This is a genomic window from Methylobacter tundripaludum SV96 (genome assembly GCF_000190755.2).
Classification (GTDB): Bacteria; Pseudomonadota; Gammaproteobacteria; order Methylococcales; family Methylomonadaceae; genus Methylobacter_A; species Methylobacter_A tundripaludum.
In genome coordinates, this window is record NZ_JH109153.1 from 1,191,719 (window position 1) to 1,216,905 (window position 25,187).

Consider the following 25,187-nt stretch of genomic DNA (forward strand, 5'->3'; position numbering starts at 1 on the left):
CTGTTATAGTGAGTTACCGATTTTTCAAAGAACTGCCAAGTGTTAGTAAAATATGTGGTTTTAATCGATAATCAAGCGCCTAATTGAAGCCGTCACTTAAACGATTTATTGATTTTCACCCATGAAACCACAAGTAAAACTATCCGTCGTTATTGTCAGCTTGTTAACGGGGATTTCGCCACTGCAAGCGCAAAACTTATCAGAAACCTATGAGCTTGCTTTACAAAACTCACCTGCTTTAAAGCAGGTTCAGGCCAAGCAATCTGCCATCGACGAATCGAAAGATCAAAGCATTGCGCGATTTTTGCCTAACATCTCGGCCACCGGAGCCAGCAGCAAAAATCATCTGCATAACAAAAAAACCGGTAGTTTTCGAGGCCCTGACCCCAATCAGGAATTCTGGGACAATACCTTCAATGTCAACTTAACTCAGCCCCTGTTCCACTGGGATCACTGGATACAATTAAGCCAGTCCGACAATCAAATCGCCCAGGCCGAAGCTGCATATCTGGCCGAACTGCAAAACCTGATGGTTAACACAACCGAAGCCTATTTCAATGTGCTTTATGCCCAGGATAATCTGCAATTTGCCTCGGCAGAAAAGCAGGCTATCGCCCGACAACTGGAGCAAGCCCAGCAACGATTTGAAGTGGGCGTTCTTGCAATAACCGATGTTAACGAGGCGCAAGCCGGTTTCGACCAAGCCATCGCCAATGAAATAGAGGCGGCCAATAATCTGGATAATCAAAAAGAAGCGTTAAGGGAAATCATCGGCGAAAACGATGCCTCGCTTAACGGACTGGGCGACCAACTGCCCTTACTCAAGCCAGAACCGGCGGATATTTCGGCATGGAGCGATACCGCCGAACTCAATAACTTCAGCATCATTTCGGCATTTAACCAGACCGAAGTGTCGCGCAAAGCCATAGACCTGCAACGCAACGACCACCTGCCCCGCCTGGATTTGGTCGCCTCCTACGGAGCATCCGACAACACCAGCAGCTTTGGTTTTCGGGGCGATACCCAAAGCGTCGGCGTACAACTGGAGGTGCCGCTGTTTGAAGGCGGCGCGGTAAATTCCCGAACCCGTCAAGCCAGCTATGAATACCAAGCCGCCAAAGAGGATTTGACCGCGAAAAAGCGGGCGGTCAAACGTCAGGTGAAAGATGCCTATCGCGGCGTCATGTCCAACATCAGCCGCGTTACCGCCCTAAAAGCCACGGTGACATCCGCGACCAGCGCCTTGGAAGCGACCGAAGCAGGCTTTGGCGCAGGCACCCGAACCATGGTCGATGTGCTGAACGAACAAAGGAATCTATACAAGGCAAAACGGGATTTTGCACGCACCCGTTATGATTACCTGATCAACAGCCTCAAGTTAAAACAAGCGGCCAGCAGCCTTAGCCAAGATGATCTTGAACAGGTTAACCGGTTGTTGGTGGCGAATGCCGGGAACAAACAGCCCGAGTAAAAATATTGTAGAAATAACTGGGGGGACGGGAGAGATTGCGATGATGCTTTTCATTTTCTCAACGTAAACAGTACAAAATAGCCATACAGCTAATCCGCTGCATCCAAAAACCTCAAAAAGAAATGAGGCTTAAAAGCGATGCTTTAATCCAGCAAGAACCCATCCCCTCATTGCTAAATTCATGGCATGCCTTGGTAACTGAAGTGGATGCGCTGACAGGACACACTCTAAAATAATCTGAAATTGGTTCATATCCCCACGGGTGTGGGGAACACTTTCGCCCCAAGCGCCTTAGCATCTTCTTTTTCGGTTCATCCCCACGGGTGTGGGGAACACTATTCCACAGCTACGACGATCACCCGCGAATTCGGTTCATCCCCACGGGTGTGGGGAACACGTTTTTAGTCGGCCGGTTATATTTCAGCGTGTGCGGTTCATCCCCACGGGTGTGGGGAACACCTTCGCTGAAAATCTTGGAAGCGGAGCACCGCGTAGCGAAGATTTTTAGTCCGCAGAAGCGATAGCGCATGTGTTTTCACGAAGCGCTTTTTGCGTAGTGAAAATGCAGGCTTTCCGACATCGCGTCGAGTCATTGCGAGAATGATGTTGGATACCCCTTGCTGGGTATCCAACGAATGAAGCAGGACGGCTGGGGCCGCCGGAGGCATTGGCTGCCGCGTAATTTTTGCCGCTTGCTTGGGCTGGGATGCCCAAAACAAGCTTTCGCAAAAATAGCGGCACTTTCATAAATAAGCGTTCTTTGCGTCATTATCCGCGGTTCATCCCCACGGGTGTGGGGAACACTTTAAATAAGCGTTTTTCGCATCGTTATCAGCCGGTTCATCCCCACGGGTGTGGGGAACACATATAAAGTGAAGCCCATGGACTTTGCCGACACGGTTCATCCCCACGGGTGTGGGGAACACACACTTGGCAAGATATGGCTGCCAGTCGGTTACGGTTCATCCCCACGGGTGTGGGGAACACCCTTTCCCATACCGGGTCATTGGTCTGTCCGGCGGTTCATCCCCACGGGTGTGGGGAACACCAAGGCGAACAGCCGCAAGAGGTTATTGCGGCCGGTTCATCCCCACGGGTGTGGGGAACACTTATCTTGGTGTTTACATGCTATTTAGCTGAGCGGTTCATCCCCACGGGTGTGGGGAACACCTATAAGTGCATTGCTAACGATGCGCCGTCGCCGGTTCATCCCCACGGGTGTGGGGAACACCGCTTAAACAGCCTGAAAACGGCCTTATTTTGCGGTTCATCCCCACGGGTGTGGGGAACACTCCATGTACCGCCCAACGACTCAACTTTATTACGGTTCATCCCCACGGGTGTGGGGAACACTATACCCGGTACAATTAGCCTCAGTCTGGACTCGGTTCATCCCCACGGGTGTGGGGAACACCTTTACGCGAATGGGTGCACAAGGGTCGGCTGCGGTTCATCCCCACGGGTGTGGGGAACACTCAGCAAACGGCAACCTGTTAGTAACACTAAACGGTTCATCCCCACGGGTGTGGGGAACACAACAGCGCCAACGCGATGACAATCGGAGCGATCGGTTCATCCCCACGGGTGTGGGGAACACGGTTTGAGCATAATGGACTCGTCAGAATCACGCGGTTCATCCCCACGGGTGTGGGGAACACGCATAAAGACTCAACGGAACGCGTTTTTCCTGCGGTTCATCCCCACGGGTGTGGGGAACACTTTTGTGGCTTATGAAGCGTTGGATGCGATAGCGGTTCATCCCCACGGGTGTGGGGAACACTATTTATCCCCGCCAAGGATGGCGACCCAATACGGTTCATCCCCACGGGTGTGGGGAACACGCCTGCCATCAATAACTCAGTAGCTCACCCTCCGGTTCATCCCCACGGGTGTGGGGAACACGTCCTTTTGATACTTGCTCGTCTTAATGCGACCGGTTCATCCCCACGGGTGTGGGGAACACGATAAAAAGATTGTCGAGCAGGCGCACAAGCGCGGTTCATCCCCACGGGTGTGGGGAACACATATGGTCGTTGTATTTAAGGCTTGTCCTTGTCGGTTCATCCCCACGGGTGTGGGGAACACTTAATCATTTCTACCAAAAATTTTAACTATTGCGGTTCATCCCCACGGGTGTGGGGAACACTGAACCATTTTGATAATGTCATCGCCGGTTTTCGGTTCATCCCCACGGGTGTGGGGAACACTTGCATAAATAAATCGATGTGCAAATTTGAATCGGTTCATCCCCACGGGTGTGGGGAACACCAGTGCCGCCGGGGGATAGTTGGAACGGGATTCGGTTCATCCCCACGGGTGTGGGGAACACCAGGATTGAATTGTTAAAGAAGGTGCACGCCACGGTTCATCCCCACGGGTGTGGGGAACACTAAAAACAGATATTGATACGCTGATTGCTGATCGGTTCATCCCCACGGGTGTGGGGAACACTTACATCGCTATTCAAAACGATCATATATTGGCGGTTCATCCCCACGGGTGTGGGGAACACATTTATGGATTTTGGAACGCGCACCATCACCGCGGTTCATCCCCACGGGTGTGGGGAACACGGTTTGAGCATAATGGACTCGTCGGAATTGCGCGGTTCATCCCCACGGGTGTGGGGAACACAGGGGTTTATGTTGGGTCTGTTTGCTTTCATACGGTTCATCCCCACGGGTGTGGGGAACACGCTACGGCAGTAAAGCAGTATCGCTTTTGGTCCGGTTCATCCCCACGGGTGTGGGGAACACACTAATCATAACATGTTGTTAATAAAACGAAATAACCACTCCAATTTTTCCACCGAAAAAACAGCCGCTTTTTGTCATTAATTTGTTAAAGAGCAAAGTAGTTCAGCATGACATTTCTCATCGCCTGGCGCGTTTTTCTTTCGGCAACACGCCAAAATAATACACTGCAAGAAACACCACACCGATGCTGAAAAATACCTTAGCAAACGACCTAAAGCTATCGTTGAAAAAGAACTCCCCAATCATCCAAACCGCATTACCGCATATCCAGCTACTGACCGCCAAATTATGAAACAGGTTTGCGGTGTTTTTTCGTCCCAGCCAGGTAATGTGAAAAGCCGCCGCAATCGTCGGCACGATCATGAAAATGCCTTCAAGCCTCCATTCCATCAACCAACACGTATCCTTCAAAAGCCATAACACAATATGAAAGTTTTCATATTCGCGAAGTTTTATCTCACTCATTCGGCAACCTTATTCAGCCCAATCTTTTGCTCTTTCCACGGCTTTAAGCCAATGCCGCTTCAACAATTCAACTTCCAACGGCGGCATGGTTTCGTGGAATGACCGATCAATCCGCCATTTCTGATTGAGTTCGTCGATAGTCCATAATCCAATGGCAATACCGGCAAGATAAGCCGCACCCAAAGCCGTGGTTTCAAGATTCGCGGGACGGACAACTTCAACAGCCGAGATGTCGGCCTGAAATTGCGCCAGCATATTATTAGCCGACGCGCCGCCATCGATCCTTAATTGGACGATCGGCGTACCGCTTTCGGCTGAAAGCAGCTGCAATACCTCATCGACCTGAAAACAAATGCTCTCCAGCGCCGCCCGGGTAAGATGCGCCGAGGTTGTGCCGCGCGTGATGCCGAAGATCGCGCCGCGCGCATGCGGGTCCCAATGCGGCGCGCCGAGGCCGGTGAGTGCGGGCACGAAATAAACGCCGCCATTATCGTCAACGCTACCGGCCAGCCGTTCGCTATCCGCTGCCTGCTCGAACAACCCCAAACCATCGCGCAGCCATTGAATGACCGCGCCGCCGACAAACACGCCGCCTTCAAGCGCATAATGGATTTGATCGCCGATTTGCCAGGCAATCGTGGTTAACAGGCCATGACTCGATGCGACCCTTTTCGCTCCGGTATTCATCATTAAAAACGAACCGGTGCCATAAGTGCATTTAGCCATCCCCGCGTTGATGCACAGCTGACCGAATAACCCCGCCTGCTGGTCACCGGCAATAGCGGCAATTGGAATTCCCGCCCCTATTTCCGGGTTACGCGTTTGCCCATAAATCTCGCTGGACGATTTGACGGTGGGCAACAAGGATGCGGGTATGTCGAATAACGCCAGCAAGTCATCATCCCACTGCATCGTATCGATGTTGAACAACAAGGTTCGGGCGGCATTGGACACATCGGTGATATGCAACTCGCCGCAGGTCAGTTTCCAGACCAGCCATGAATCTATCGTCCCGAAGGCCAATTCCCCGCGCTCGGCTTTTACTCGCGCGCCCTCGACATGGTCCAACAGCCAGCTGATTTTCGTCGCCGAAAAATAAGCATCCAGCAACAGACCGGTTTTGGCCTTAACCATCGCTTCCGCTCCGGCTTGTTTCAGCCGGATACAGTCCTCAGCCGTGCGCCTGTCCTGCCAGACGATGGCGTTGTAAATCGGTTTGCCGCTGCTGCGCTCCCAGATGACCGTCGTCTCGCGTTGGTTGGTGATGCCGATTCCGGCAATATCATCCGGCTGAAGCTGTGCGTCCTGCATCACTTGTCGGACAACCCCGGATTGCGATGTCCATATTTCTTCGGCATCGTGCTCTACCCAGCCAGGATACGGAAAGTGTTGTGTAAACGCCTGCTGGGCCATCGCAACCGGGTTTGCCTGCCGGTCATAAAGTACACACCGCGAACTGCTGGTGCCTTGGTCTATCGCTAAAATATAACGCATCGTTTTCACCTTGAGTTACCTTACTCCAGCCATACCTTGTATGTTTTCCTACCGTCTTCAAAAACAAACAGTTGCTGGGGAGTAATACCGTTGGCGCGGATAGATTCGCCCAACTGTTTGAGGTCGATTGTTCCCGAACTTATGATGCGCGCCAATACATCTTCAGGAATAAGGTGCTCCAAGTCCAGCACCGCTTCGGCGGGCATTTTAACCGAAACACGCTGCTCGCCGCCTTCGGTGACGCGCACGCAGAGCAGGGTTGCTTGCTGATCGAAACTCAGGGTCATGACTGTCGGCTCATGTTCAATTGCAGGCAGTTCATAGGCCATGGCCTGGCGAATGAGTTCCGGGCCGACCGCTTGTTGCAGTAGCGACCACCACGGCAGCCTAACATCCAACTGTTGTAATTGCTGGATTAGCCCCTGAAACGCGCGCATCAGTAAAAACAGGTCGGAAGGCCCGGCCGATCGAAACCACCAGCGATAATCGCCGAGCAGATCGTTAACTTCCTCGCCTAACTGCCACTGCTCGGGACTAAACGCATGGTTCAATAAAAAAGGCCGGAATAATATCTGGCATAAGGCAGGCAAAGAACCGCTGATGGGCGTCAGTTTTTTGCTGTCGAAACCCAGCGCCGCAAAGCAATCCAACGGTTTGGTAGGGTTTCGTTCGCGGCAACCGACGATCAATTTGAGCAGCGCCAGTCTGCGTGGTTCGGCAATGCTAAGGGTGCAGCCGTAGTCGAGTAATATGACTAACGGTTGGCCGTTTTCGTCGTGGCTGTAAAAGACGTTGCCGGGATGCGGGTCGCCATGCACTTCGCCCGCCACAAACAAGCTTTTAAATAAGGTCATCATCAGCGTTTGGCCGATAGCCAGACGATCCTGCTCCGACCAGTCACCGGCCTTGTCGATCAACACGCCCTCCGCCCTGCTTTGCACCAACACCCGTTCGCTGCATAAATCCCGATACACTCCGGGAACTTTCAGCCCCGGAACTTGTACGGTGCGGCCGAAATAGTCCTGCCTTTGGGCCTCCGAGCGGTAATCAAGCTCGCGGTGCATATTGTCGCGCAGGCTTTTTTTATAGGCATCAAGATCGAAGCCCCAGCGGTTGACCGGCCCCACGCCGGGCATCAGGCCGACCAGGCGCAATTCGGCATCGACCGCATCGCTAATATCGGGATAGCGGATTTTTACCGCGACCTTGTCGCCGTTTTTAAGCTCTGCGAGATGCACTTGTCCGAGAGAGGCCGCCGCGATGGCTTTATCAATGGAGCGGAAAACGCTTTTGGTTTTTTGCCCGAGTTCCGTTTCGAGCAGCGGGATCATGATTTTGAGCGGCAAAGGCTCTATGCCTTCGACAAGTTCCTGGAACGGAGTCGTGCCGTCGGTGCCTGCAAACAGCTGACCGACTTTCATAGTAATGCCGCGCGCATCGGCAAACAACCCGGCAAGCGCCTGTTTGGCGAGCAGGCGTTCGGTCTCGTTCTGAGTGCGTTGGAGTTTTTTGGCCGCCAGCCCGATACGGAAAAATTGCAGGGCGCGTTTTGCTGTGTTGAGGATAGTCACGTTGATTGGTTTTTTCGGGTTGTAAGATCGGGTTAGGCATTGATGCGAGTAAGGGGAACCCAAAATAGCCCCATATTGACTTCGTATTCATCAGCTATGATCGAACATAAAAAGAGCATACCCGACCGCAACTATTTTTACGAAGCTTTTCGGTTACATTTAAGTTTAAGCAACCCATGCATTAACGTGCAAAATGATCTGCTAACATGTACAATCATTCTCTCGGTTATGCTGCCGGCCATTAACTATGTTCAACATCATGAATTACATTGATTTTTTGCACTATCTAAAGCCTTGTCGTGACCGTACACAGAGTACTTATGTTTTTAATTAATAATCAAAATACCAAGAGTATCTAAAATGACAACAACCGCTATCAATGTTACCTTTGTAGACAATGAACTGGACATTATTGCCATCCCATCCAACGGATTGGCGAGTGTAAATCTGCTTCACTACATCTCTGGCTATAATGACACAATGAACGTAAAAATCATTCCTCAACATGTCCTTCCAGCAGGAAGCTACACTTTGAGCTTTGTCGGCATCAACTGGGGCGGGCCAGCTCGGTTCGATGTATCATTGACAACTAATGGCGTTACAACGCCCGTTACTCCTGGGGCAAGCAGCTCCGCCGTCGGGGTTGTGTGGTCGCCGTCGGTGCAAATTACAGTATAGTGCTTTAACTATATTGCTCTGGTTCCCACAGTCTGGATCGTGGGAGCTAGCATATGTGGAAATAACGCAACGCGTTATTCCTCTATTTCCCCAACAACATAACCTTCCTCAACCGCTGTCACCATACAGCTAATCGTCCGATTTTCCACCGACACATCACTGCCAATCACGCAGCCAACCCGAAGATAATTCGGCGTATAACCGAACACCCGTTGTTTATCATCTGCCAACGCTTCGCTGTAACCTTCCCATAACACCGGAAATTGATTGCCTACGTTATCGGCAAAAAACTTCAGCTTCATCTCCTCAGCCAACTCATGCAACTGCCTGCTGCGCTGTTTTTTGATGTCATTGCTCAGCTGGCCAGGCAGGCTTGCGGCTTTGGTGCCTTCCCTGCTTGAATAGGTGAAGATATGGATATGACCGAAACCGGTTTGCTTAATGAAGTTAAAGCTCTCCTGCCATTCCTGCTCGGTTTCGCCGGGGAAGCCGACGATAATATCGGTGGTGACATTAAAGTTGGGGATTTGCGCGCGTAACTGATTGACGATAGAGGCAAACTCTTCGGTTTTACAGCGCCTTGCCATACGGCGCAGCACGGTGTCCGAGCCGCTTTGCAAGGGCAGATGCAAATGCGGCATCAGGCGCGGATTATCGAACAGCTTGAAAAAGTCACCCGGCAATTCCCAAGGTTCCAACGAGCCTAATCTGAGTCGCGGGATGTCGGTTTCCGCCAAAATAGCTTTGATCAAGTCGGACAGATTGTTACCCAGATCGCTGCCGTAGCCGCCCAAATGCACGCCGGTCAAAATGACTTCGGTGATGCCTTGCCGGTGCAGCGCATTGATTTCGTCGATGACCGCCTGCACGGGGCGGCTGTTTTCTTCGCCGCGCGCCACGGTGACGATGCAAAATGTGCAGCGGTAACGGCAACCGTCCTGTACTTTAACGAAAGCGCGTTGCCTGCCGCGAGTGAACAACGATATTTCCCCCGGCTCGGTGGACAGGACGGGCATGCTGTCCATGTTCAGTTCAGCCAGGGTTTTTTCGACCAGTTGATCCTTGTCCTTGTTACTGACTATCAGGTCAACGCCCAGTAAAGACGCGGCCTCATCCTCATTCAAGGTCGCGTAACAGCCGCTGACCACGAGCTTGGCTTGCGGGTTATCTCGATGGATGCGGCGGATCAGCTGGCGCGATTTTCTGGCGGCATCTTGCGTCACCGCGCAGGAATTGATCACGATAAGGTGCGCGGCTTCGGCTTGTTTGGTGATTTGATGGCCGGATTTTTGGAAAGCCTGAGCCCAGGTTTCCAGTTCGGCTTCGTTAAGACGGCAGCCTAGGGTTTTAAGGTGAACTTTCATTAAGGGATAATAGTAAAAAATAGAATACGGATGACACGAACTTCTTCATAAAAATTTTATAGGCGAAAGACAAAGGGCAAAAGATGGTTTTTTTCCCCTTTCGCCCTTTGCCTTTAGCCAAAGAACCAGTAGGCGACAAATATGGACGCAACAATGCCCGCAAAGTCGGCTATTATCCCACACGCGGCGGCATGACGAATATGTTTGATGCCGACCGAGCCGAAGTAAATCGCCAGTACATAAAAGGTGGTTTCGGTGCTGCCTTGCACGATCGACGATAAGCGCCCGGCAAACGAATCCGCGCCCATCGTCTTCATGGTATCAATCATCATCGCCCTGGCCCCGCTGCCGCTGAACGGCTTCATCAATGCGGTAGGCAGCGCATCGACAAAGCGGTCGTCGAGCATGAAGTAATGCACGACGTAACGCGCCAAATCGGCCAGCAAATCCAACGCGCCGCTGGCCCTGAATACGCCGATCGCAACCAGCATCGCGACCAAATAAGGGATGATGGTGGTGGCGGTATGAAAACCTTCTTTGGCGCCTTCAATGAAGGCGTCATAAGCGTTAATCTCCTTGTTGATCGCGCCGAGAATAAAGGTGATGACCAGCGAGAACAGGATGAAATTGCTGATAATCGCGGATTGCTCAAGCATCTGCTGTTGCGGGAGGCTTGAAAAATACGCCAGTATGCCGCCGACCACCAGCGTAAAACCGCCGAGATAGGCCACGATCACCTTATCCAGCAGGTTGATTTTTTGTACGAACGCAACGGCAAGCAAACCGGCCAGCGTGGACATATACGTGGCTATCAGGATCGGGATGAATACGTCGGTCGGATTGGCTGCCCCCAACTGGGCGCGGTAGGTAAAAATCGTTACCGGAAACAGCGTAATGCCTGAGGTGTTGATCACCAGAAACAGGATTTGCGCGTTGCTGGCGGTTTCGGGATTCGGATTAAGCGTTTGCAATTCCTGCATCGCTTTGATGCCCAACGGCGTGGCGGCATTGTCCAGGCCCAGCGCATTGGCGGAAATATTCATCACGATTGCGCCTAACGCGGGATGCCCTTTGGGCACATCAGGCATTAACCGGCTGAATAACGGCGTGAGGCTTTGGGTTAATAGCAGGATAAAACCGCTTTTTTCGCCGATGCGCATAATGCCCAGCCATAAGGCCAGCACCCCGGTCAGGCCTAAGGCTATTTCAAAAGCCGATTTCGACAACGCAAACATGGCTTCCATGATTTGCGCAAAAACCTGTTGGTCGCCCAAGAAAACCAGCTTGAACAGCGCGGTGCAAAAGGCGGCGAGGAAAAAGCTGATCCAGATGATGTTTAGCACGGTAGATGTATTAAGTTGAGATCGTTGGGTTAGGCGCGTCTTGCGCTGGTTCCCAATCTCCAGATTGGGAACCCCGAAGGCGAAGCTCCAGCTTCGCGAAACGGGAAGCTGGAGCTTGGGAACTGGCAGCTAGAAAAAGCCTGCATTCCATCCTTAAAAATCTGCAAGATCAGGTTGTTCAGTTAATAAATTATCGGATCGCGGATCCAAGCCGCACGGAAATAACGAAATGAAATCGACATCCGCTGAAACCGCTAACTTGGCTTTCAATTCGCCGACCAATACAATCGGCTCCCGAAGCGGTTGTTGTGAGGTTTTGACTTCCCGCTCAAACGCACCGTGTCTGAACTCCCACATAAACAGCACAACATTAGCCAATATCGCCAGAAAAAATAAAATCTTCATGCATGTCCTTCCAGAACACACAGCAATCCTCGCAACACCACATCAGGATCAACAATGGATGCAACACCAAGCTGTCCGGCGATAAGTTCGGCATCTCCGCCGGTTAAAATCAATTGCGTATTTTCAGGGTGTTTTGCCAGCACATGCTCGATCAAGCCGATAGCCGCCGTTAAGGTGCCGTTGTAGATTGCGGCCTCGGTAAAATTAGCCAGACCGAATGCATAGCTTGCTTCGCTAACAGGCAACGCCTCGGTCCCTTGGCCCAAGGACTTTTTCATCAGCGTCAAACCGGGACTAATCAGGCCGCCTTGATGCCTGCCGTCGGCATCGATTAAATCCACGGTAATGGCCGTTCCGCAATCGACTATGCAAGCCGGCTGGTGAAATTGCTGCCAAACGGCAACTAACGATAGCCAGCGGTCAACGCCCAGCTTTTCCGGTTGTTGGTAAGCGTTAATCACGCCGAACGCCTGCGCTTGAGGCTTAACCAGGATAACATCCACATCAAGCCAAAGTTCAAAGGCTACCGACTGGACAAGTTCAAGCAGCCGGTTTGCGCTCACGCAGGAAACCGCAAGCCGTCTGGGCGGACGGATGCCTTTCCAGAGTTCAATAAGTTCATGCCGATTAATCCGGGTATTAAGCAGGGACTGGCCGGTAATGATTTGACCGCCTGTGGTAATCCCCCACTTCAGGCGAGTATTACCCATATCAATCAACAAATTCATTGCGGTGCCGAACCATTAAAACTGACTTCGCCGGAGGCAAAGGTCTGCACATGGCCATCCGGACGTTCAATCAATAACATGCCGTTATCGTCGATGCCTCGCACTATGCCTTCAAATTGTTGCTGACCGATAAACAAGGTCGCAGATTTTCCGGTCAGGCAATCATAGGAGCGCCATTCGTCGAGATAGGCTTGAATGCCGACACCTTCATACTCGGCAATAACCGGCAGCAGATGGTTTAACAGCGTGCCTGCCAATTTATTCCTGAACAGTTGGTTTTGCCCGGTGATTTTGCTTAAATCGGTCCAGGCTTGAGTGATGCTTTCGGCTTCCGTTTCCGGCAAGAATAAATTCAAGCCCAAACCGATAACGGCGCTGCACGGCCCGTCAGTCTCGCCAGAGACTTCAACCAGAATACCGCCCAGTTTTTTACCCTGACTGTAAATATCATTAGGCCACTTGAGGCCAATATCATTGATTTGATGCTGTTTTAAAGCCCTGATCACCGCCACGCCGATAGCCAGACTTAAGCCTGAAATGGCGGCAGGCCCCTGCTGAAAGCGCCAGAGTATCGACAGGTAAATATTACTCCCGTAAGGCGAAACCCATTGCCGCCCTCGCCTGCCTTTCCCGGCTGTTTGATACTCCGCAAAACACACAGAGCCTGAAAGCGCATTATTTTGCGAGCGTTCCACTAAATAGCGGTTGGTGGAATCGATTTGATCATGAATTTCAAACGATGAAATTAATGCGCCGACCCGGTCGCCAACAACTGCATTGATTTGTGACGCTTCCAACAACTCCAGCGAGTTATCCAGCCGGTAACCTTTACCGCTGACTGCCGAGTGTTGCAGCCCCAATTCGGCCAAGCCGTTCAGCTGTTTCCAAACCGCTGAACGACTGATGCCCAGCGCATCGGCCAATTCAGTGCCGGAATGAAACGCTCCGTCAGCCAAGAGGGTAAGGATTTTTTTTTGCTTATCTGAAATATTCACAACCGCTCAAGCTTTATTGCCAACCTGTTTTTTATCCCTGATCTGTTGCAATTGCTCCTTTACCACATATTTAATCAACATTTCCCGATCCTCATCCTTCATATTAATAAAATTAACACCCACAAAATAAGGATACTGACTATCGTTTGATGGGCTATTTTTACAATAAACAACCCTGCCGTAAGTCACGATGACCGTCATACAAGATACCAGCAGTATTTTGATTTCCAGATAATCGTTTTCTTTAAGCGCTTCTTCGCAATTAAAAGCGATGCCGGTTGCACTCATGTTAACGTTGCGAGTGTCGTTTTCCTTAAATTGAAAGCCCTGCATCGTAATAGCCTGGGCAAGAAGATCGATTTTTCTGTCAATTAACCTTAAGTACTCCGCTACATCCGGCAGGTTTTTATCCAGCCGGTGCAATAACAATATCGATTCCTGCGATACCATTTCAAGTGCGGTAGACAATGAACAGCTATTCAAAATGTTGTCGGAAACATGGTGCGGTTCGTTGACCAGCTTTTCATCTATTTTTTTGTAAAACAGATTAACTTCATCATCAATTCGAAAAAAACCTCTTCGATCTTCAGTTTTCGTCATGTTGATCTTATCCATAATCTACAACCTCTAAACTTTTTATTGTCATGATTTAGTTAATGAATCAGCGCTAATAACGGACCTTATCCAAGACTGACCGTCTATCCGGAATATAAATTCTTTTTAACGTCTCATTCTGGGAAATAACTTGTGCGATTGCGACTGATATTTGAGGTTTTTAAGAGCTTTTATAGGAACCGCCCCCTCCGCCGCAGCTTGTCAAATTATACGTTAAACAGTTTGGTTATTTTATTTTTTGGTTTAATCGTTTAAAGCCTGGATAATCCAAATCGGTCAAGCGTTGCAGCATGTTCTTCATGTGCGAGCCTTGCCAATAGATCCGCTGACAATCGGCGCATTGATAAAAATCCTCATAGTAGAGCCTCGTCTTGGCTTCGAGACAATCCCAAATATCCGCTTTGGCGACCGGCGTTAGCACACCGTTGCAAATCAGGCATCGGACAAAGGGATGAATCGAGTCGTACAGATCGAAACGGCGCAGGACTTCATCGACTTGGACTTCCACGTCGACTGCACGCACCCAGTAGCCGTGATCGATTTGCTTGATGTACAAAAGGCGACGATCACGGGTCAGCACGATGCGCCGTTCGTTCACTGCGCTTTTTACTATATCGGCATCCCTGTAGTCGTTACGATAGAGACTGTCGAAACCCAACAAACGCATGCGTTTGGCGAGCTTGCCCACATTCACGTCCAGGATGAAGCGGGGGGTGCGCAAGGGCTTTTCGCGCAACCTGACCAAAGAGGAGATGTCCAGCGTTTCGAAAACCGGGTAGACCGCGACACGATCGCCGGCTTGCAGTTGATAGTCGAATCCCACCGACCGACCATTGATGACAATCAGGTCTACCTCGGTGTGAGGCACACCGAAAACTTCAATGGGGTCCTTGATTCCCGGATGGCCGCTGAAACGATAGTGCATCGTCTGCTTGCGTTGTTCCGGTGGAAGAAAATCGTTCAGTTCCGCGTAGAAACGAAATTCAGCAGTATATTCTGGTTTCATATTGTCCGCCTGTCGATGACAGCCATTTGGCGAACAGTAAATCAAAATTCTTGGATGCACAAATCATCGGGATCGGACTCAATTGATATAGTCATCAATCAACACACATTAACCGAGCCGAAACCCCTCTGACTTGTTACACTTGGCGACCTAAAGGAATTTATTCAAAATAATCCCACGGATACTCCGGAGCTAAAATGGGCTGAAAACCTGCCGGAACCGGAAAAGGCGCGGAAAGAAATTCATAAACGCCAACCAATTCACGGGTTACCGTCATCCCCAAGCCGGTAGCAAGACCGATAGGAAAACCAATTGCCCCTTTAGCCTTTGTCTCCTTAACGATATTGCCCGGTATTTCAAGAAAACCGCAGGTCATTCCCGCCAAACCTCTACCGAATTTCTGCGCCGATATATGTGCCGTTGTTGTATGCGCGTAAGCATTGGGAAGTGCTAAAACCGTAAAAGCTGCCAATATATAAATACGTAACTTTTTCATGATCGACTCTCCTTTATTTTTCTTAAATGAAATCATATTTTAACCGATGACAAAAATATTAATAATTGATTTTTTGCTGTTCGGTTTTAATGCTGTTAACTGGTAACTATTCGACGCTGAATAACAAAATCAAGAAGCCAATCTATCTCATCGAATGCGTAAGGGTGTGTTCCCGCAGCTTTAGCCGTCGATTAACAAAGTACAGGGAAGCCGAAAACGGAACGGATTTCACAATGCTATACAACAAGCCGGAATGAATTGGCATGGGTTAAATAAAAGGGGCTGTAAGGTTGATTGTTTGTAGGGAGTCCATATATGGTTTCTCGCAGCAAACCGCCTTACATGCACAACGCCGATTACAGCTTCTATTGTCGGGCAACGAAACGCAGTTGCTCGACCTACTGGACTATTCACTCCCCTGCGAAAATAGGAATTGAGGTTGGGATAACTGTTCGTTTCAGCTCAGGAATTGGGGTGAGTAACATAATTATTTCTGTAATGCCGGATGCGCTAAGCGCTTACCAATTACTCAGAAGCGGCTCCATTGTTTGGATATTTTGGTAATTCGAGGCCGATCATGGCCTTCCGTAGTCCATTGGTAAGAATTGCATTTTGTTAAAAGGTAAGCCGTTCAGAACTTGGTAGGTAGGCAAGCCTCCGAATAATACTGGGTATGGGTTAGGTAATCCTTGTGCAGTATAGGAAGCCGAGTTCTGTGCGCGGATAGATAAGGCCCCCGCCCTATCCCAAACAACAAACCCATAAATTTGGGCAGCTTTTGCAATCACTTTACCTGCCGCTGACATACTTAGCGCATTTACATTAATAGTTGGGTCAAGTCTAAAGCGCAAACCTTCCGGTATACGGTTAGCCACATTAGTCGGGTTTTGGCCATCTGAACGATTGGCAGGCCAAGAAAATACATCAAAATTAGCAACGTCAACCAAAGCAATGCCAATGGCATGCTTAATTTCTCCACGTTGTAGTTCCTCGGCAGTTATTTGTCCACCAATAAAAGGCAAGCTGGTCGCTGTTGTCCCGTAGTAGCTATCAAAAACACCTGTATTGAATGAGGCAGCAGTTATTCTGCCGCCCCAACATGCCTGCCATGCGCCATTAACCTTTCGTGCTTGCCAGAATTCATAATAAGTATCTGTAGCTACATCATAGACCGCCATCTCGCCATCCGTACCTGCGGATTGCACAGCATAATCTGGAATAGGCACAGCGGCCCACTGGGTTTTTAATCCAGCATCCAGGTAGCCCTTTTTTTGACAATCCCATTGTGTTACTTTTTGTACTGTTTCCGTTCCTGTCGTGTAATAAACAGGGGCAGAATAGGAACTGGTATTAATGTTTACCGTCCCGTAGTAGGTGGCTTTCTGTCTTAGGAGTTCTGTGACTAAATTGACGGAATTGGGGTGTAGTGGTGCAGAAGTCGGTATGGGGGTATACCAAAAACTGGAGAGATCAAAAACATCATCCGTTGGTAATGGCCCCGAAAACACAGGACTACAAAATACTGTGGTTAGTAAAAATAATATTTTTTTCATAAAAAAGCTCCGACTATAACTGAAAAGGTTATTTACATATTATCGATTTCGCATAATGGTTCTTACGGTCAACTTCAATCAACGTTGGATTTTGACAATCAATCAAAGATTCCGTTATTAATGAAGATGGTTTCATTTATAAGTTATTTATTCATTGGATAATGTGCGATATTCGTGTTTTTAGAGGAATAGTCAGCGGTGGAAACAGCGCAATCATATGTAACGTTTTAGCACTGAGCCAAAATAAAGCACATAGAATTATTTTAAAATAATCAATCCGTTATTAATCAAGCACATCCCAGACATAACTGCTTTGTGTCGCTTAGGATGTTTTTTTAGCGGTCTGGTTAGCGGTGAGTAGTGAATCATAGGCGTGATGGCGTGGATCAGTATGACAAACACAAATAGTGCTATTTTGGATCAGCGGAATGACCGATAACGACCCAGGCTGATGACATGGACTCCTCCCCACCCCCAAGTGTCATAATGTGCAAATCAGCGTGCAAAAGTTACCACTTTCAGCATCAGTTTTTACCAGATTTCCCAATGAAAAACATTAAAAAACAATGCAATAGTAATTTACATAGTCAATTATGACGCTGTTTACGGGTAAATGCTGGACGCTGATTGACATCACTCTTCCTCATCCGTGCGGTTTTTATAAAAAAATCGCAGTGAAATAAATTTTGAAACAAGAAGTATTGATGAGACAACAGAATTACTACATGTCTAGCGAGTAACAAATGAAAATGGGAATTTTGAGCTGATTTGGTGATTAATGCAGTCTATCAACAGACACCTTACAGTCACCGACCAAATAATAATTTGAATATCTTTATGAATAAAAGATCTAAATGGCGGAGAGTGAGGGATTCGAACCCTCGATGGGCGATAAAACCCATACTCCCTTAGCAGGGGAGCGCCTTCAGCCTCTCGGCCAACTCTCCAAATAGATGATATATCTCTTTAAGCTACGGTCCTGTGCCCAGAGATCATTTTAAGAGGGAACCTCTCAAAAAACTAACATAATTCCTTTTAGCTAACGATGTTAAGGTGCAATCGCTAAACTACTTCACAAAAAATATTCTGCGAAATATTCACACCCACTTAATACTAAGCTCACATCCATTAGCTGCTGAGTGCCTATGGCACTCATAAATTCCTGCTACGATTTTACTCTTCAGATCCAGTCAAGCCAGCAGGCCCATTCTGTTCTTTTTTGATCCTTTCGTAGATCTCTTCCCTGTGTACAGAAACTTCTTTTGGTGCGTTAACACCTATGCGAACCTGATTTCCTTTAACTCCAAGAACAGTGACTGTAACTTCATCACCGATCATCAAAGTCTCCCCTACCCGACGAGTCAAGATAAGCATGGCTACTCCCTATATATGTTAAAAACGTACTGTTCTTAAACAGCATCCAACCAAGACGGGCAATTATAGCAGGTTTTTCTTATAAATAAAGCCTAAGATTCTATTTCTTGATCTAATTTAAACGCAGCATGCAGCGCCCTGACTGCAAGCTCTAGATATTTTTCATCGACCACAACCGATATTTTAATCTCGGATGTTGAAATCATTCGAATATTAATGCCTTCATCAGCCAATGCCTTAAACATGGTGCTGGCAATGCCTGCGTGGGAACGCATGCCTACGCCGACTATCGACACTTTGACGATGCTGTCGTCGCCGGTAACGTTTCTGGCCCCCAGTTCGGCGCAGGTTTTATCCAGCAAGGTTTTCGCCCGCTGATAATCATTGCGATGCACCGTAAAGGTGAAATCAGTCGTCGCATCATCGGCGATATTTTGGATGATCATGTCAATTTCGATATTGGCATCGGCAATCGGCCCCAAAATTTTAAACGCAACTCCCGGCAAATCAGGCACGCCGGTGATGGTTAATTTAGCTTCATCCCGATTAAATGCGATTCCTGAAATTAAAGCACTTTCCACTTGTGATTCCTCGTAGGTAATGAGCGTACCCTTACCTTCTTTAAATGATGATAATACGCGTAACGCAACGTTATATTTTCCGGCAAATTCTACCGATCTGATCTGCAATACTTTCGAGCCCAGGCTGGCCATTTCCAGCATTTCTTCAAAAGTGATTTTATCAAGCCTGCGGGCTTTCGGCTCCACTCGGGGATCCGTAGTGTAAACGCCGTCAACATCGGTATAAATATGACATTCGTCGGCCTTTAAGGCTGCCGCCAGCGCCACTGCGGTGGTATCAGACCCGCCGCGCCCCAGCGTAGTGATATTGCCGTGTTCATCCGCGCCCTGAAAACCTGCGACAACAACCACCTTGCCTTCGTTAAGATGGGCTTGGATGCGTGAGTCGTCTATCTTGCGGATTCGCGCTTTGGTGTGGCTGCTGTCGGTCAGGATTTTGACCTGACTGCCGGTATAAGAACAGGCATCGCAACCCAGTTCATGCAAAGCCATGCTTAACAGCGAAACGGTGACCTGCTCGCCGGTTGACAGCAACACGTCCATTTCCCGCTCGTTAGGGTGTTGCTGCATGTCTTTTGCCAATGCAACCAGGCGATTGGTTTCGCCGCTCATCGCGGAAACCACGACGATAATTTGATCGCCCAGATCGTGGGCTTGTTTAACTTTTTCGGCGACCGCCTTAATGCGCTCGACAGTGCCTACCGAGGTGCCGCCGAATTTGTATACATATAATGCCATTTAATAAAACCTTGTATTTTAAATATAAATCTCATCCTTTCACGCCAAAGCTATGAATCGCGAATTCAACATTACTTGTCTAACTCATTTCTTAGACTCTGAATATGCGCATCCACATCATTGATTTCACTAAAACTTGAGAAGTCACCTTGTGCTATTTTTTTCAATACATTCAGGCACAGAGCCTTATCTGTAGCAAAATCATCTTGTTGAAGCGATGACTTTACGGCTTTTCTGACAAACCCGAGCTGAAATACAAGCGAGACCATTACTTCACAATACCAATATTTTTAAGACGATATTCCATTGCCTTACTTGAAACCTCAAATGTATCTGCCATAGCTTCGATAAACACACCTGCTGAAATTCCTTTTTCTCCAGTTCTTTCTTTATATGAATCAATGCACTTTTTACCCTCGGCAATAATTAAATCTTTTGGCATCAAAAGTTGCGCGGCAAAATTATTCGCTTCTGATTCGCGCACATCCCAATAAGATTCAGTTCGACTCATTGATTTCATTGAGTCGGTAAATCCTGTTTTTGATTGCGCACTATGCAAACAGTAATGACCTATTTCATGTGCAAGCGTAAATCTTCTTCTTGGAGCATACGAATTTTTGACTGGGTTTATTCTTACAGTGGGTATTTCATTATTGAAGGATATTTCCCCCACAACCCCCCTCAATTCAAGAGAAAAATCTTCCTCAACCCTAATGCCTAACATCGTTGCAATTTGATCAACATCAACAGAAGCTTTTAATTCAAAAGCCTTGCTTTCCTTAAGATAGTCCAGTAAATCTGGAGCGTTGTTGAAATTTTCATTCATAACTATTCCCCATTTCTTTTAATTTGAGATGTAAGATTCTCTATAGCGTTTGCGTCTTCAGTAGCTTTGTCTAAAGCTTGCTTCGAGGTAGTCTTAAGTTCCAAAATTAGTTCATCTGTTTTTTCTTGTAGCTTCTTATCAACATGCCTTTTAACATCATTATTTTCTAACATGGCATTTATCAATGCTATACCAAGTTTTTCATCAGTTTTAGCGGCTGATTTTAATTCCTCAACTAATTGACTTAGCTGAGATTCTTTTGTTGCGGAAAATTGCTGGGTAAATACATATCCGACAATCGCAAGAATCACAGTCACTCCAACAAAAATAATAGTCGTGAAAACAATGTAGGTGTTTGCAATAGCTACAGCATCCGAAGGCGTTCCTACAGTAGCGCTTTTAATCCATCCCAATGCCCAAGGTGTAATTGCCCCACCTGCAAAACCAATCAAAAACACGGCTAAGATTTTGTATATTGTCTTTAGCAATTTTTCCTCCAGCTTGGTAAAAAACTCAGTGTAACTAATTCTGCCCAACCACATGCTACTTATTTAACTGCTCTTTCACCCAGGCCGGAACCTGAGCCAATGCGTCAGCCAAGCCGGACGGATCATTGCCCCCGGCCTGAGCCATATCGGGCCTGCCGCCGCCTTTTCCGCCGACTTTGGTGGCGACGAAATTCACCAGATCACCGGCTTTTATCCGCCCCATCTGGTCTTTAGTGACACCGGCAATCAGACTGACCTTGTCACCATCGACGACCGCCAACACAATTGCGGCGCTGCCTAATTTATTTTTTAACTGATCGACCATGTCTTTCAGGGATTTGGGATCAACGCCATCGAGCTTGACCGCCAATACTTTAATGCCTCCGACATCGACAGCCTGAGCGCCCAGTTCGTTACCCGCAGAACTGGCGAGTTTTGCATTCAAGCGTTCCAGCTGCTTTTCCAACAGCCGGTTTTTCTCTATTAACTGCTCGACTTTTTCAGGCGTTTTTTCAGGCGCGCTTTTGACTAATCCGGCAATACTGGCAAGCGCATGGTCCCGACCGGCTATCCATTCGATACAGCCACCGCCGGTTACCGCCTCGATACGCCTAACGCCAGCCGCAACACCGGTTTCGTTAATAATTTTAAAGCAGCCGATGTCCCCTGCCCGCTCGACATGCGTACCGCCGCAAAGCTCGGTTGAAAATTCGCCGATTTTCAAAACCCTTACTTCATCGCCGTATTTTTCGCCGAACAACGCCATCGCACCGGCTTTAACCGCATCGTCTTTTGCCATGACCTGTGCGCTAACGGGATTGTTTGCCCGAATCTGCTCATTAACGATCCGTTCAACGGTGCTGATTTCAGAAGCCGTCACCGGCTCAAAATGCGAAAAGTCAAAACGCAAACGTTCAGGATTAACCAGCGACCCTTTCTGCGCGACATGATCTCCCAGAACCTGCCTCAATGCGGCGTGCAGCAAATGGGTCGCCGAATGGTTAAGCTCGGTGGCCGTTCTGTCTGCGGCGCTGACACGGGCATCGCACAACTGGCCATTGGTCAAGGTTCCGGTAAGTAATTTACCTTTATGCAAGAACAGGTTACCGCCCTGTTTTTGAGTATCGGTGACTTCAAACACCGCGCCATCCGCTTCGATTTTGCCGCAATCGCCGATTTGGCCGCCGGACTCGGCATAGAACGGCGTTTTATCTAAAATAACAACGCCCTCTTCACCGTCTTCCAAGCTGTCTACCGGCTGGCCTTTTTTGTAAAGACCGATGATATGTACTTGATCGTCAAGATGATCATAACCGGTAAATTCGGTTTGCGCATCGAGCTTTATATCCTGGTCGTAATCGGCACCAAAACTGCTGGCAGACCTCGCCCTTTCCCGCTGAGCCGACATCGCGGTTTCAAATCCGGCATGATCGACAGTCAGGTTATTTTCGCGGGCAAAATCAGCGGTCAAGTCAACGGGGAAACCATAGGTATCATAAAGCTGGAATACGGTATCGCCGGGAATTACCGAACCTTCCATCTTGGCGACACAGGCTTCCAGAATCTTCATGCCTTGCTCTAATGTTTCGGCAAAACGCTCTTCTTCTTTTTTCAGCACCCGCTCAACTTGTTCTTGTGCGGCTTTAAGTTCAGGAAAAGCTTCGCCCATTTCTTCGGCCAGCGGCGCGACCAGTTTGTAAAAGAACACGTCACGGATACCCAAACGATAACCGTGCCGAATCGCGCGACGAATAATGCGGCGCACCACATAACCACGTCCTTCGTTGGACGGCATCACACCATCGGCGATCAAAAATGCACAAGAGCGGATGTGATCGGCAATCACCCGCAATGAACTTTGCGTCAAATCACTGGTACCGGCCAGCTCGGCCGCCGCTTTCAACAGTTTTTGGAACAAATCGATTTCGTAATTGCTATGTACGCCCTGCAACACCGCCGCGATGCGTTCCAGCCCCATGCCGGTATCGACCGAAGGTTTCGGCAGCGGCGTTAACGAGCCGTCAGCGGAACGGTCGTATTGCATGAACACTAGGTTCCAGATTTCGATATAGCGGTCGCCGTCTTCATCCGGTGATCCGGGAGGTCCACCGGCAATGTCCGCACCGTGATCGTAGAATATTTCGGTACATGGCCCGCAAGGCCCGACATCGCCCATCGACCAGAAGTTATCCTTGGCGCCGATTCTTGAGAACCGAACCGGCGAAACGCCGACGTCATCCAGCCAGATTTTTTCCGCTTCCGAATCTTCGTCAAAAACGGTAATCCATAATTTTTCCGCCGGGATTTCCAGCTCCTTGGTTAAAAAATCCCAGGCGAAATGGATTGCTTCTTTTTTAAAATAATCGCCGAAGCTGAAATTACCCAGCATTTCAAAAAAAGTATGATGCCTTGCGGTATAACCGACGTTTTCAAGGTCGTTATGCTTGCCGCCCGCCCGGACACAGCGCTGGCTGGTCGCGGCCTTGTTATAGTCGCGATGATCTCGACCTAAAAACACATCCTTGAACTGCACCATACCGGCATTGGTGAACAATAAGGTCGGATCATTGCCCGGAATCAGCGAACTTGAAGGCTGTATAGCATGCCCTCGCTCGCGAAAAAATTCCAGAAAGGCGGTGCGCAACTGGGCGCTAGTCATCTTTTTCATAATAAATAAATGCTTTTAAAAAAATCGGGTTGCGCGAGGCTTACCCAAAACCTAGAGAAATCTAATATTCAACTCATCAAATAACGCACTGATCATTGCGCCGGAAAACCCGCGATGCAATAAAAAACGGCTGCGTTTTGCCCACTCATTGCGTTCCAACACCGTGTCATGGCTGTATTTTTTACTGTAAACCTGCTCCAGCAGTGCCATCCAGCTACCGGCCTCTTCTTGCACGATGCCTTCAAGGTCAAACGCCGCTATGCCGTTTTGTTTAAGCTCATAGCTCACTCGAATCGGCCCGTAGCCCTTCTGGATTCGGAACCGGGCGTAGCTTTCAGCGTACCTTGAATCATCCTGCCAGCCGTGCTCGGCCAGTTCATCAATGACCGGCAGCACGTCATCCCTGTCAAAACCTCTTAAAGCCAATTTAGCCAGCAATTCCTGCCGGCTGTGTTCTCTGCGCGCCAAAAGGCGCAAACAAACGCCCTCGATTTCCTTGGCGACCTGAGCCTCTTCAATCAAAACGGACTACTCGTCCTCATCAACCACAGGCGCTTCAATCAAAGGAGCAACTTTCTTACCGAAAGCCTCGGCTCTTATTTTGGCTTCAATTTCTTTTGCTTTTTCAGGATGCTCTCTTAAGAAGGCCTTTACGTTATCCTTGCCCTGCCCGATCTTTTCATCGCCGTAGCTGTACCAGGAACCCGCTTTCTGAATAAAACCGTAACTTACGCCCAAGTCAACCAGCTCGCCCAGAAAGGAAATACCCTCACCGTATAAAATCTCAAACTCGGCCTGTCTAAAAGGCGGCGCGACTTTGTTCTTGACGACTTTTACCCGGGTTTCATTGCCGATAACTTCTTCGCCCTTTTTAATCGAACCGATACGCCGAATATCCAGGCGCACCGAAGCGTAAAACTTAAGCGCATTACCGCCGGTGGTGGTTTCAGGACTGCCGAACATGACGCCGATTTTCATTCTGATCTGGTTAATAAAAATAACCAGCGTATTGGATCGCTTGATATTACCGGTCAACTTCCGCAAAGCCTGAGACATCAAACGCGCCTGCAAACCCATATGGGAATCGCCCATATCGCCTTCAATCTCGGCTTTAGGCGTTAACGCCGCAACCGAATCAATCACGACCACATCAACCGCACCGGAACGCACCAACATGTCGGTAATTTCCAGTGCCTGCTCGCCGGTATCCGGCTGGGAAACCAGCAAGTCATCGACATTAACACCGATTTTTTCGGCATAACTGGGATCCAAAGCATGCTCGGCATCGACAAATGCCGCGGTGCCGCCGAGTTTTTGCATTTCGGCGATCACTTGCAGCGTCAATGTGGTTTTACCGGATGATTCAGGGCCATAGATTTCAATAACACGACCGCGGGGCAAACCGCCGCAGCCCAGCGCAATATCCAAGCCTAAAGAACCCGTAGAAACCACGTCGATGTCACGCGAAGCCGCCACATCGCCCATGCGCATCACCGAGCCCTTGCCGAATTGCTTTTCTATCTGCATCAGCGCCGCGCCTAGCGCTTTCTTTTTGTTCTCATCCATTATGTA

The 25,187-nt window shown here is 48.8% G+C and carries 21 protein-coding genes, 1 tRNA gene and 1 CRISPR repeat array; of the genes, 2 read left to right on the plus strand and 20 right to left on the minus strand.

Going from position 1 to position 25,187, the window contains the following annotated elements:
* The first annotated feature begins 121 nt into the window (after positions 1-121).
* Positions 122-1,471 carry a TolC family outer membrane protein gene (locus METTU_RS18070; RefSeq protein ID WP_006893358.1) on the plus strand — a complete coding sequence of 450 codons (1,350 nt, stop codon included), beginning with the start codon at positions 122-124 and terminating at the stop codon, positions 1,469-1,471.
* Positions 1,472-2,246: 775 nt separating this feature from the next.
* Positions 2,247-4,227: direct repeats of the CRISPR family, unit length 29 nt; unit sequence CGGTTCATCCCCACGGGTGTGGGGAACAC.
* A 117-nt stretch (positions 4,228-4,344) separates the two neighbouring features.
* On the opposite strand, the gene METTU_RS18075 is transcribed toward METTU_RS18070, so the two are convergent.
* Genes METTU_RS18075 through METTU_RS18085 form a run of 3 tightly spaced genes read right to left on the minus strand, consistent with a single transcriptional unit; the run spans position 4,345 to position 7,757 of the window.
* Complete coding sequence (locus METTU_RS18075) at positions 4,345-4,692, minus strand: hypothetical protein (protein WP_006893360.1); 348 nt, start codon at positions 4,690-4,692, stop codon at positions 4,345-4,347.
* Between the two features lie 9 nt (positions 4,693-4,701).
* Positions 4,702-6,186: a glycerol kinase GlpK gene (glpK, locus tag METTU_RS18080; RefSeq protein ID WP_006893361.1), complete on the minus strand. Its 1,485-nt coding sequence runs from the start codon at positions 6,184-6,186 to the stop codon at positions 4,702-4,704.
* 20 nt (positions 6,187-6,206) lie between these two features.
* Entirely contained in the window at positions 6,207-7,757 is a 1,551-nt protein-coding gene (locus tag METTU_RS18085) for an ABC1 kinase family protein (protein WP_006893363.1), read from the minus strand.
* Positions 7,758-8,117: 360 nt separating this feature from the next.
* Between METTU_RS18085 and METTU_RS18090 the strand changes: the two genes are divergently transcribed.
* A complete protein-coding gene (locus METTU_RS18090) occupies positions 8,118-8,435 on the plus strand; it encodes a hypothetical protein (protein WP_006893366.1) in 318 nt (105 codons plus the stop codon).
* 74 nt (positions 8,436-8,509) lie between these two features.
* Here the strand turns inward: METTU_RS18090 and mtaB are convergent, their stop codons facing one another.
* The 17 genes from mtaB to recA form a co-directional block, all read right to left on the minus strand.
* Entirely contained in the window at positions 8,510-9,799 is a 1,290-nt protein-coding gene (gene mtaB / locus METTU_RS18095; protein ID WP_006893367.1) for a tRNA (N(6)-L-threonylcarbamoyladenosine(37)-C(2))-methylthiotransferase MtaB, read from the minus strand.
* 113 nt (positions 9,800-9,912) lie between these two features.
* The gene (locus METTU_RS18100) at positions 9,913-11,142 is read right to left on the minus strand and encodes a nucleoside recognition domain-containing protein (RefSeq protein ID WP_006893368.1); all 1,230 of its coding nucleotides are present in this window, start codon (positions 11,140-11,142) and stop codon (positions 9,913-9,915) included.
* Between the two features lie 153 nt (positions 11,143-11,295).
* On the minus strand, positions 11,296-11,547 hold the full coding sequence (locus tag METTU_RS18105; RefSeq protein ID WP_006893370.1) for a hypothetical protein: 252 nt from the start codon (positions 11,545-11,547) through the stop codon (positions 11,296-11,298).
* Complete coding sequence (locus tag METTU_RS18110) at positions 11,544-12,275, minus strand: type III pantothenate kinase (RefSeq protein ID WP_006893371.1); 732 nt, start codon at positions 12,273-12,275, stop codon at positions 11,544-11,546. Before METTU_RS18110 ends, METTU_RS18105 begins: the two co-directional genes overlap by 4 nt.
* Complete coding sequence (gene birA / locus METTU_RS18115; RefSeq protein WP_006893372.1) at positions 12,272-13,270, minus strand: bifunctional biotin--[acetyl-CoA-carboxylase] ligase/biotin operon repressor BirA; 999 nt, start codon at positions 13,268-13,270, stop codon at positions 12,272-12,274. Before birA ends, METTU_RS18110 begins: the two co-directional genes overlap by 4 nt.
* A 6-nt stretch (positions 13,271-13,276) precedes the next feature.
* The gene (locus tag METTU_RS18120; protein ID WP_040581467.1) at positions 13,277-13,870 is read right to left on the minus strand and encodes a PilZ domain-containing protein; all 594 of its coding nucleotides are present in this window, start codon (positions 13,868-13,870) and stop codon (positions 13,277-13,279) included.
* Between the two features lie 241 nt (positions 13,871-14,111).
* Positions 14,112-14,891 carry a Mut7-C RNAse domain-containing protein gene (locus METTU_RS18125; RefSeq protein WP_006893374.1) on the minus strand — a complete coding sequence of 260 codons (780 nt, stop codon included), beginning with the start codon at positions 14,889-14,891 and terminating at the stop codon, positions 14,112-14,114.
* 160 nt (positions 14,892-15,051) lie between these two features.
* Entirely contained in the window at positions 15,052-15,423 is a 372-nt protein-coding gene (locus METTU_RS18130; RefSeq protein ID WP_254258034.1) for an exosortase system-associated protein, TIGR04073 family, read from the minus strand.
* Between the two features lie 539 nt (positions 15,424-15,962).
* The gene (locus tag METTU_RS18135; protein ID WP_006893377.1) at positions 15,963-16,940 is read right to left on the minus strand and encodes a hypothetical protein; all 978 of its coding nucleotides are present in this window, start codon (positions 16,938-16,940) and stop codon (positions 15,963-15,965) included.
* Between the two features lie 855 nt (positions 16,941-17,795).
* Positions 17,796-17,887, minus strand: a tRNA-Ser gene (locus METTU_RS18140).
* A 226-nt stretch (positions 17,888-18,113) separates the two neighbouring features.
* Positions 18,114-18,314, minus strand: coding sequence for a carbon storage regulator CsrA (gene csrA, locus METTU_RS18145; RefSeq protein ID WP_006893378.1), 201 nt, complete (start codon positions 18,312-18,314; stop codon positions 18,114-18,116).
* Between the two features lie 92 nt (positions 18,315-18,406).
* Positions 18,407-19,633 carry an aspartate kinase gene (locus tag METTU_RS18150; protein WP_006893379.1) on the minus strand — a complete coding sequence of 409 codons (1,227 nt, stop codon included), beginning with the start codon at positions 19,631-19,633 and terminating at the stop codon, positions 18,407-18,409.
* 268 nt (positions 19,634-19,901) lie between these two features.
* Positions 19,902-20,459, minus strand: coding sequence for an ImmA/IrrE family metallo-endopeptidase (locus tag METTU_RS18160; protein ID WP_006893381.1), 558 nt, complete (start codon positions 20,457-20,459; stop codon positions 19,902-19,904).
* A gap of 2 nt (positions 20,460-20,461) precedes the next feature.
* Positions 20,462-21,001, minus strand: coding sequence for a hypothetical protein (locus METTU_RS18165; RefSeq protein ID WP_006893382.1), 540 nt, complete (start codon positions 20,999-21,001; stop codon positions 20,462-20,464).
* A 1-nt stretch (position 21,002) separates the two neighbouring features.
* Complete coding sequence (gene alaS, locus METTU_RS18170; RefSeq protein ID WP_006893383.1) at positions 21,003-23,615, minus strand: alanine--tRNA ligase; 2,613 nt, start codon at positions 23,613-23,615, stop codon at positions 21,003-21,005.
* 51 nt (positions 23,616-23,666) lie between these two features.
* Positions 23,667-24,137 (minus strand): regulatory protein RecX, encoded by a 471-nt coding sequence (locus METTU_RS18175; RefSeq protein WP_006893384.1) that lies wholly within the window; start codon positions 24,135-24,137, stop codon positions 23,667-23,669.
* A 6-nt stretch (positions 24,138-24,143) separates the two neighbouring features.
* A complete protein-coding gene (gene recA, locus METTU_RS18180; RefSeq protein ID WP_006893385.1) occupies positions 24,144-25,181 on the minus strand; it encodes a recombinase RecA in 1,038 nt (345 codons plus the stop codon).
* Positions 25,182-25,187: the final 6 nt, after the last annotated feature.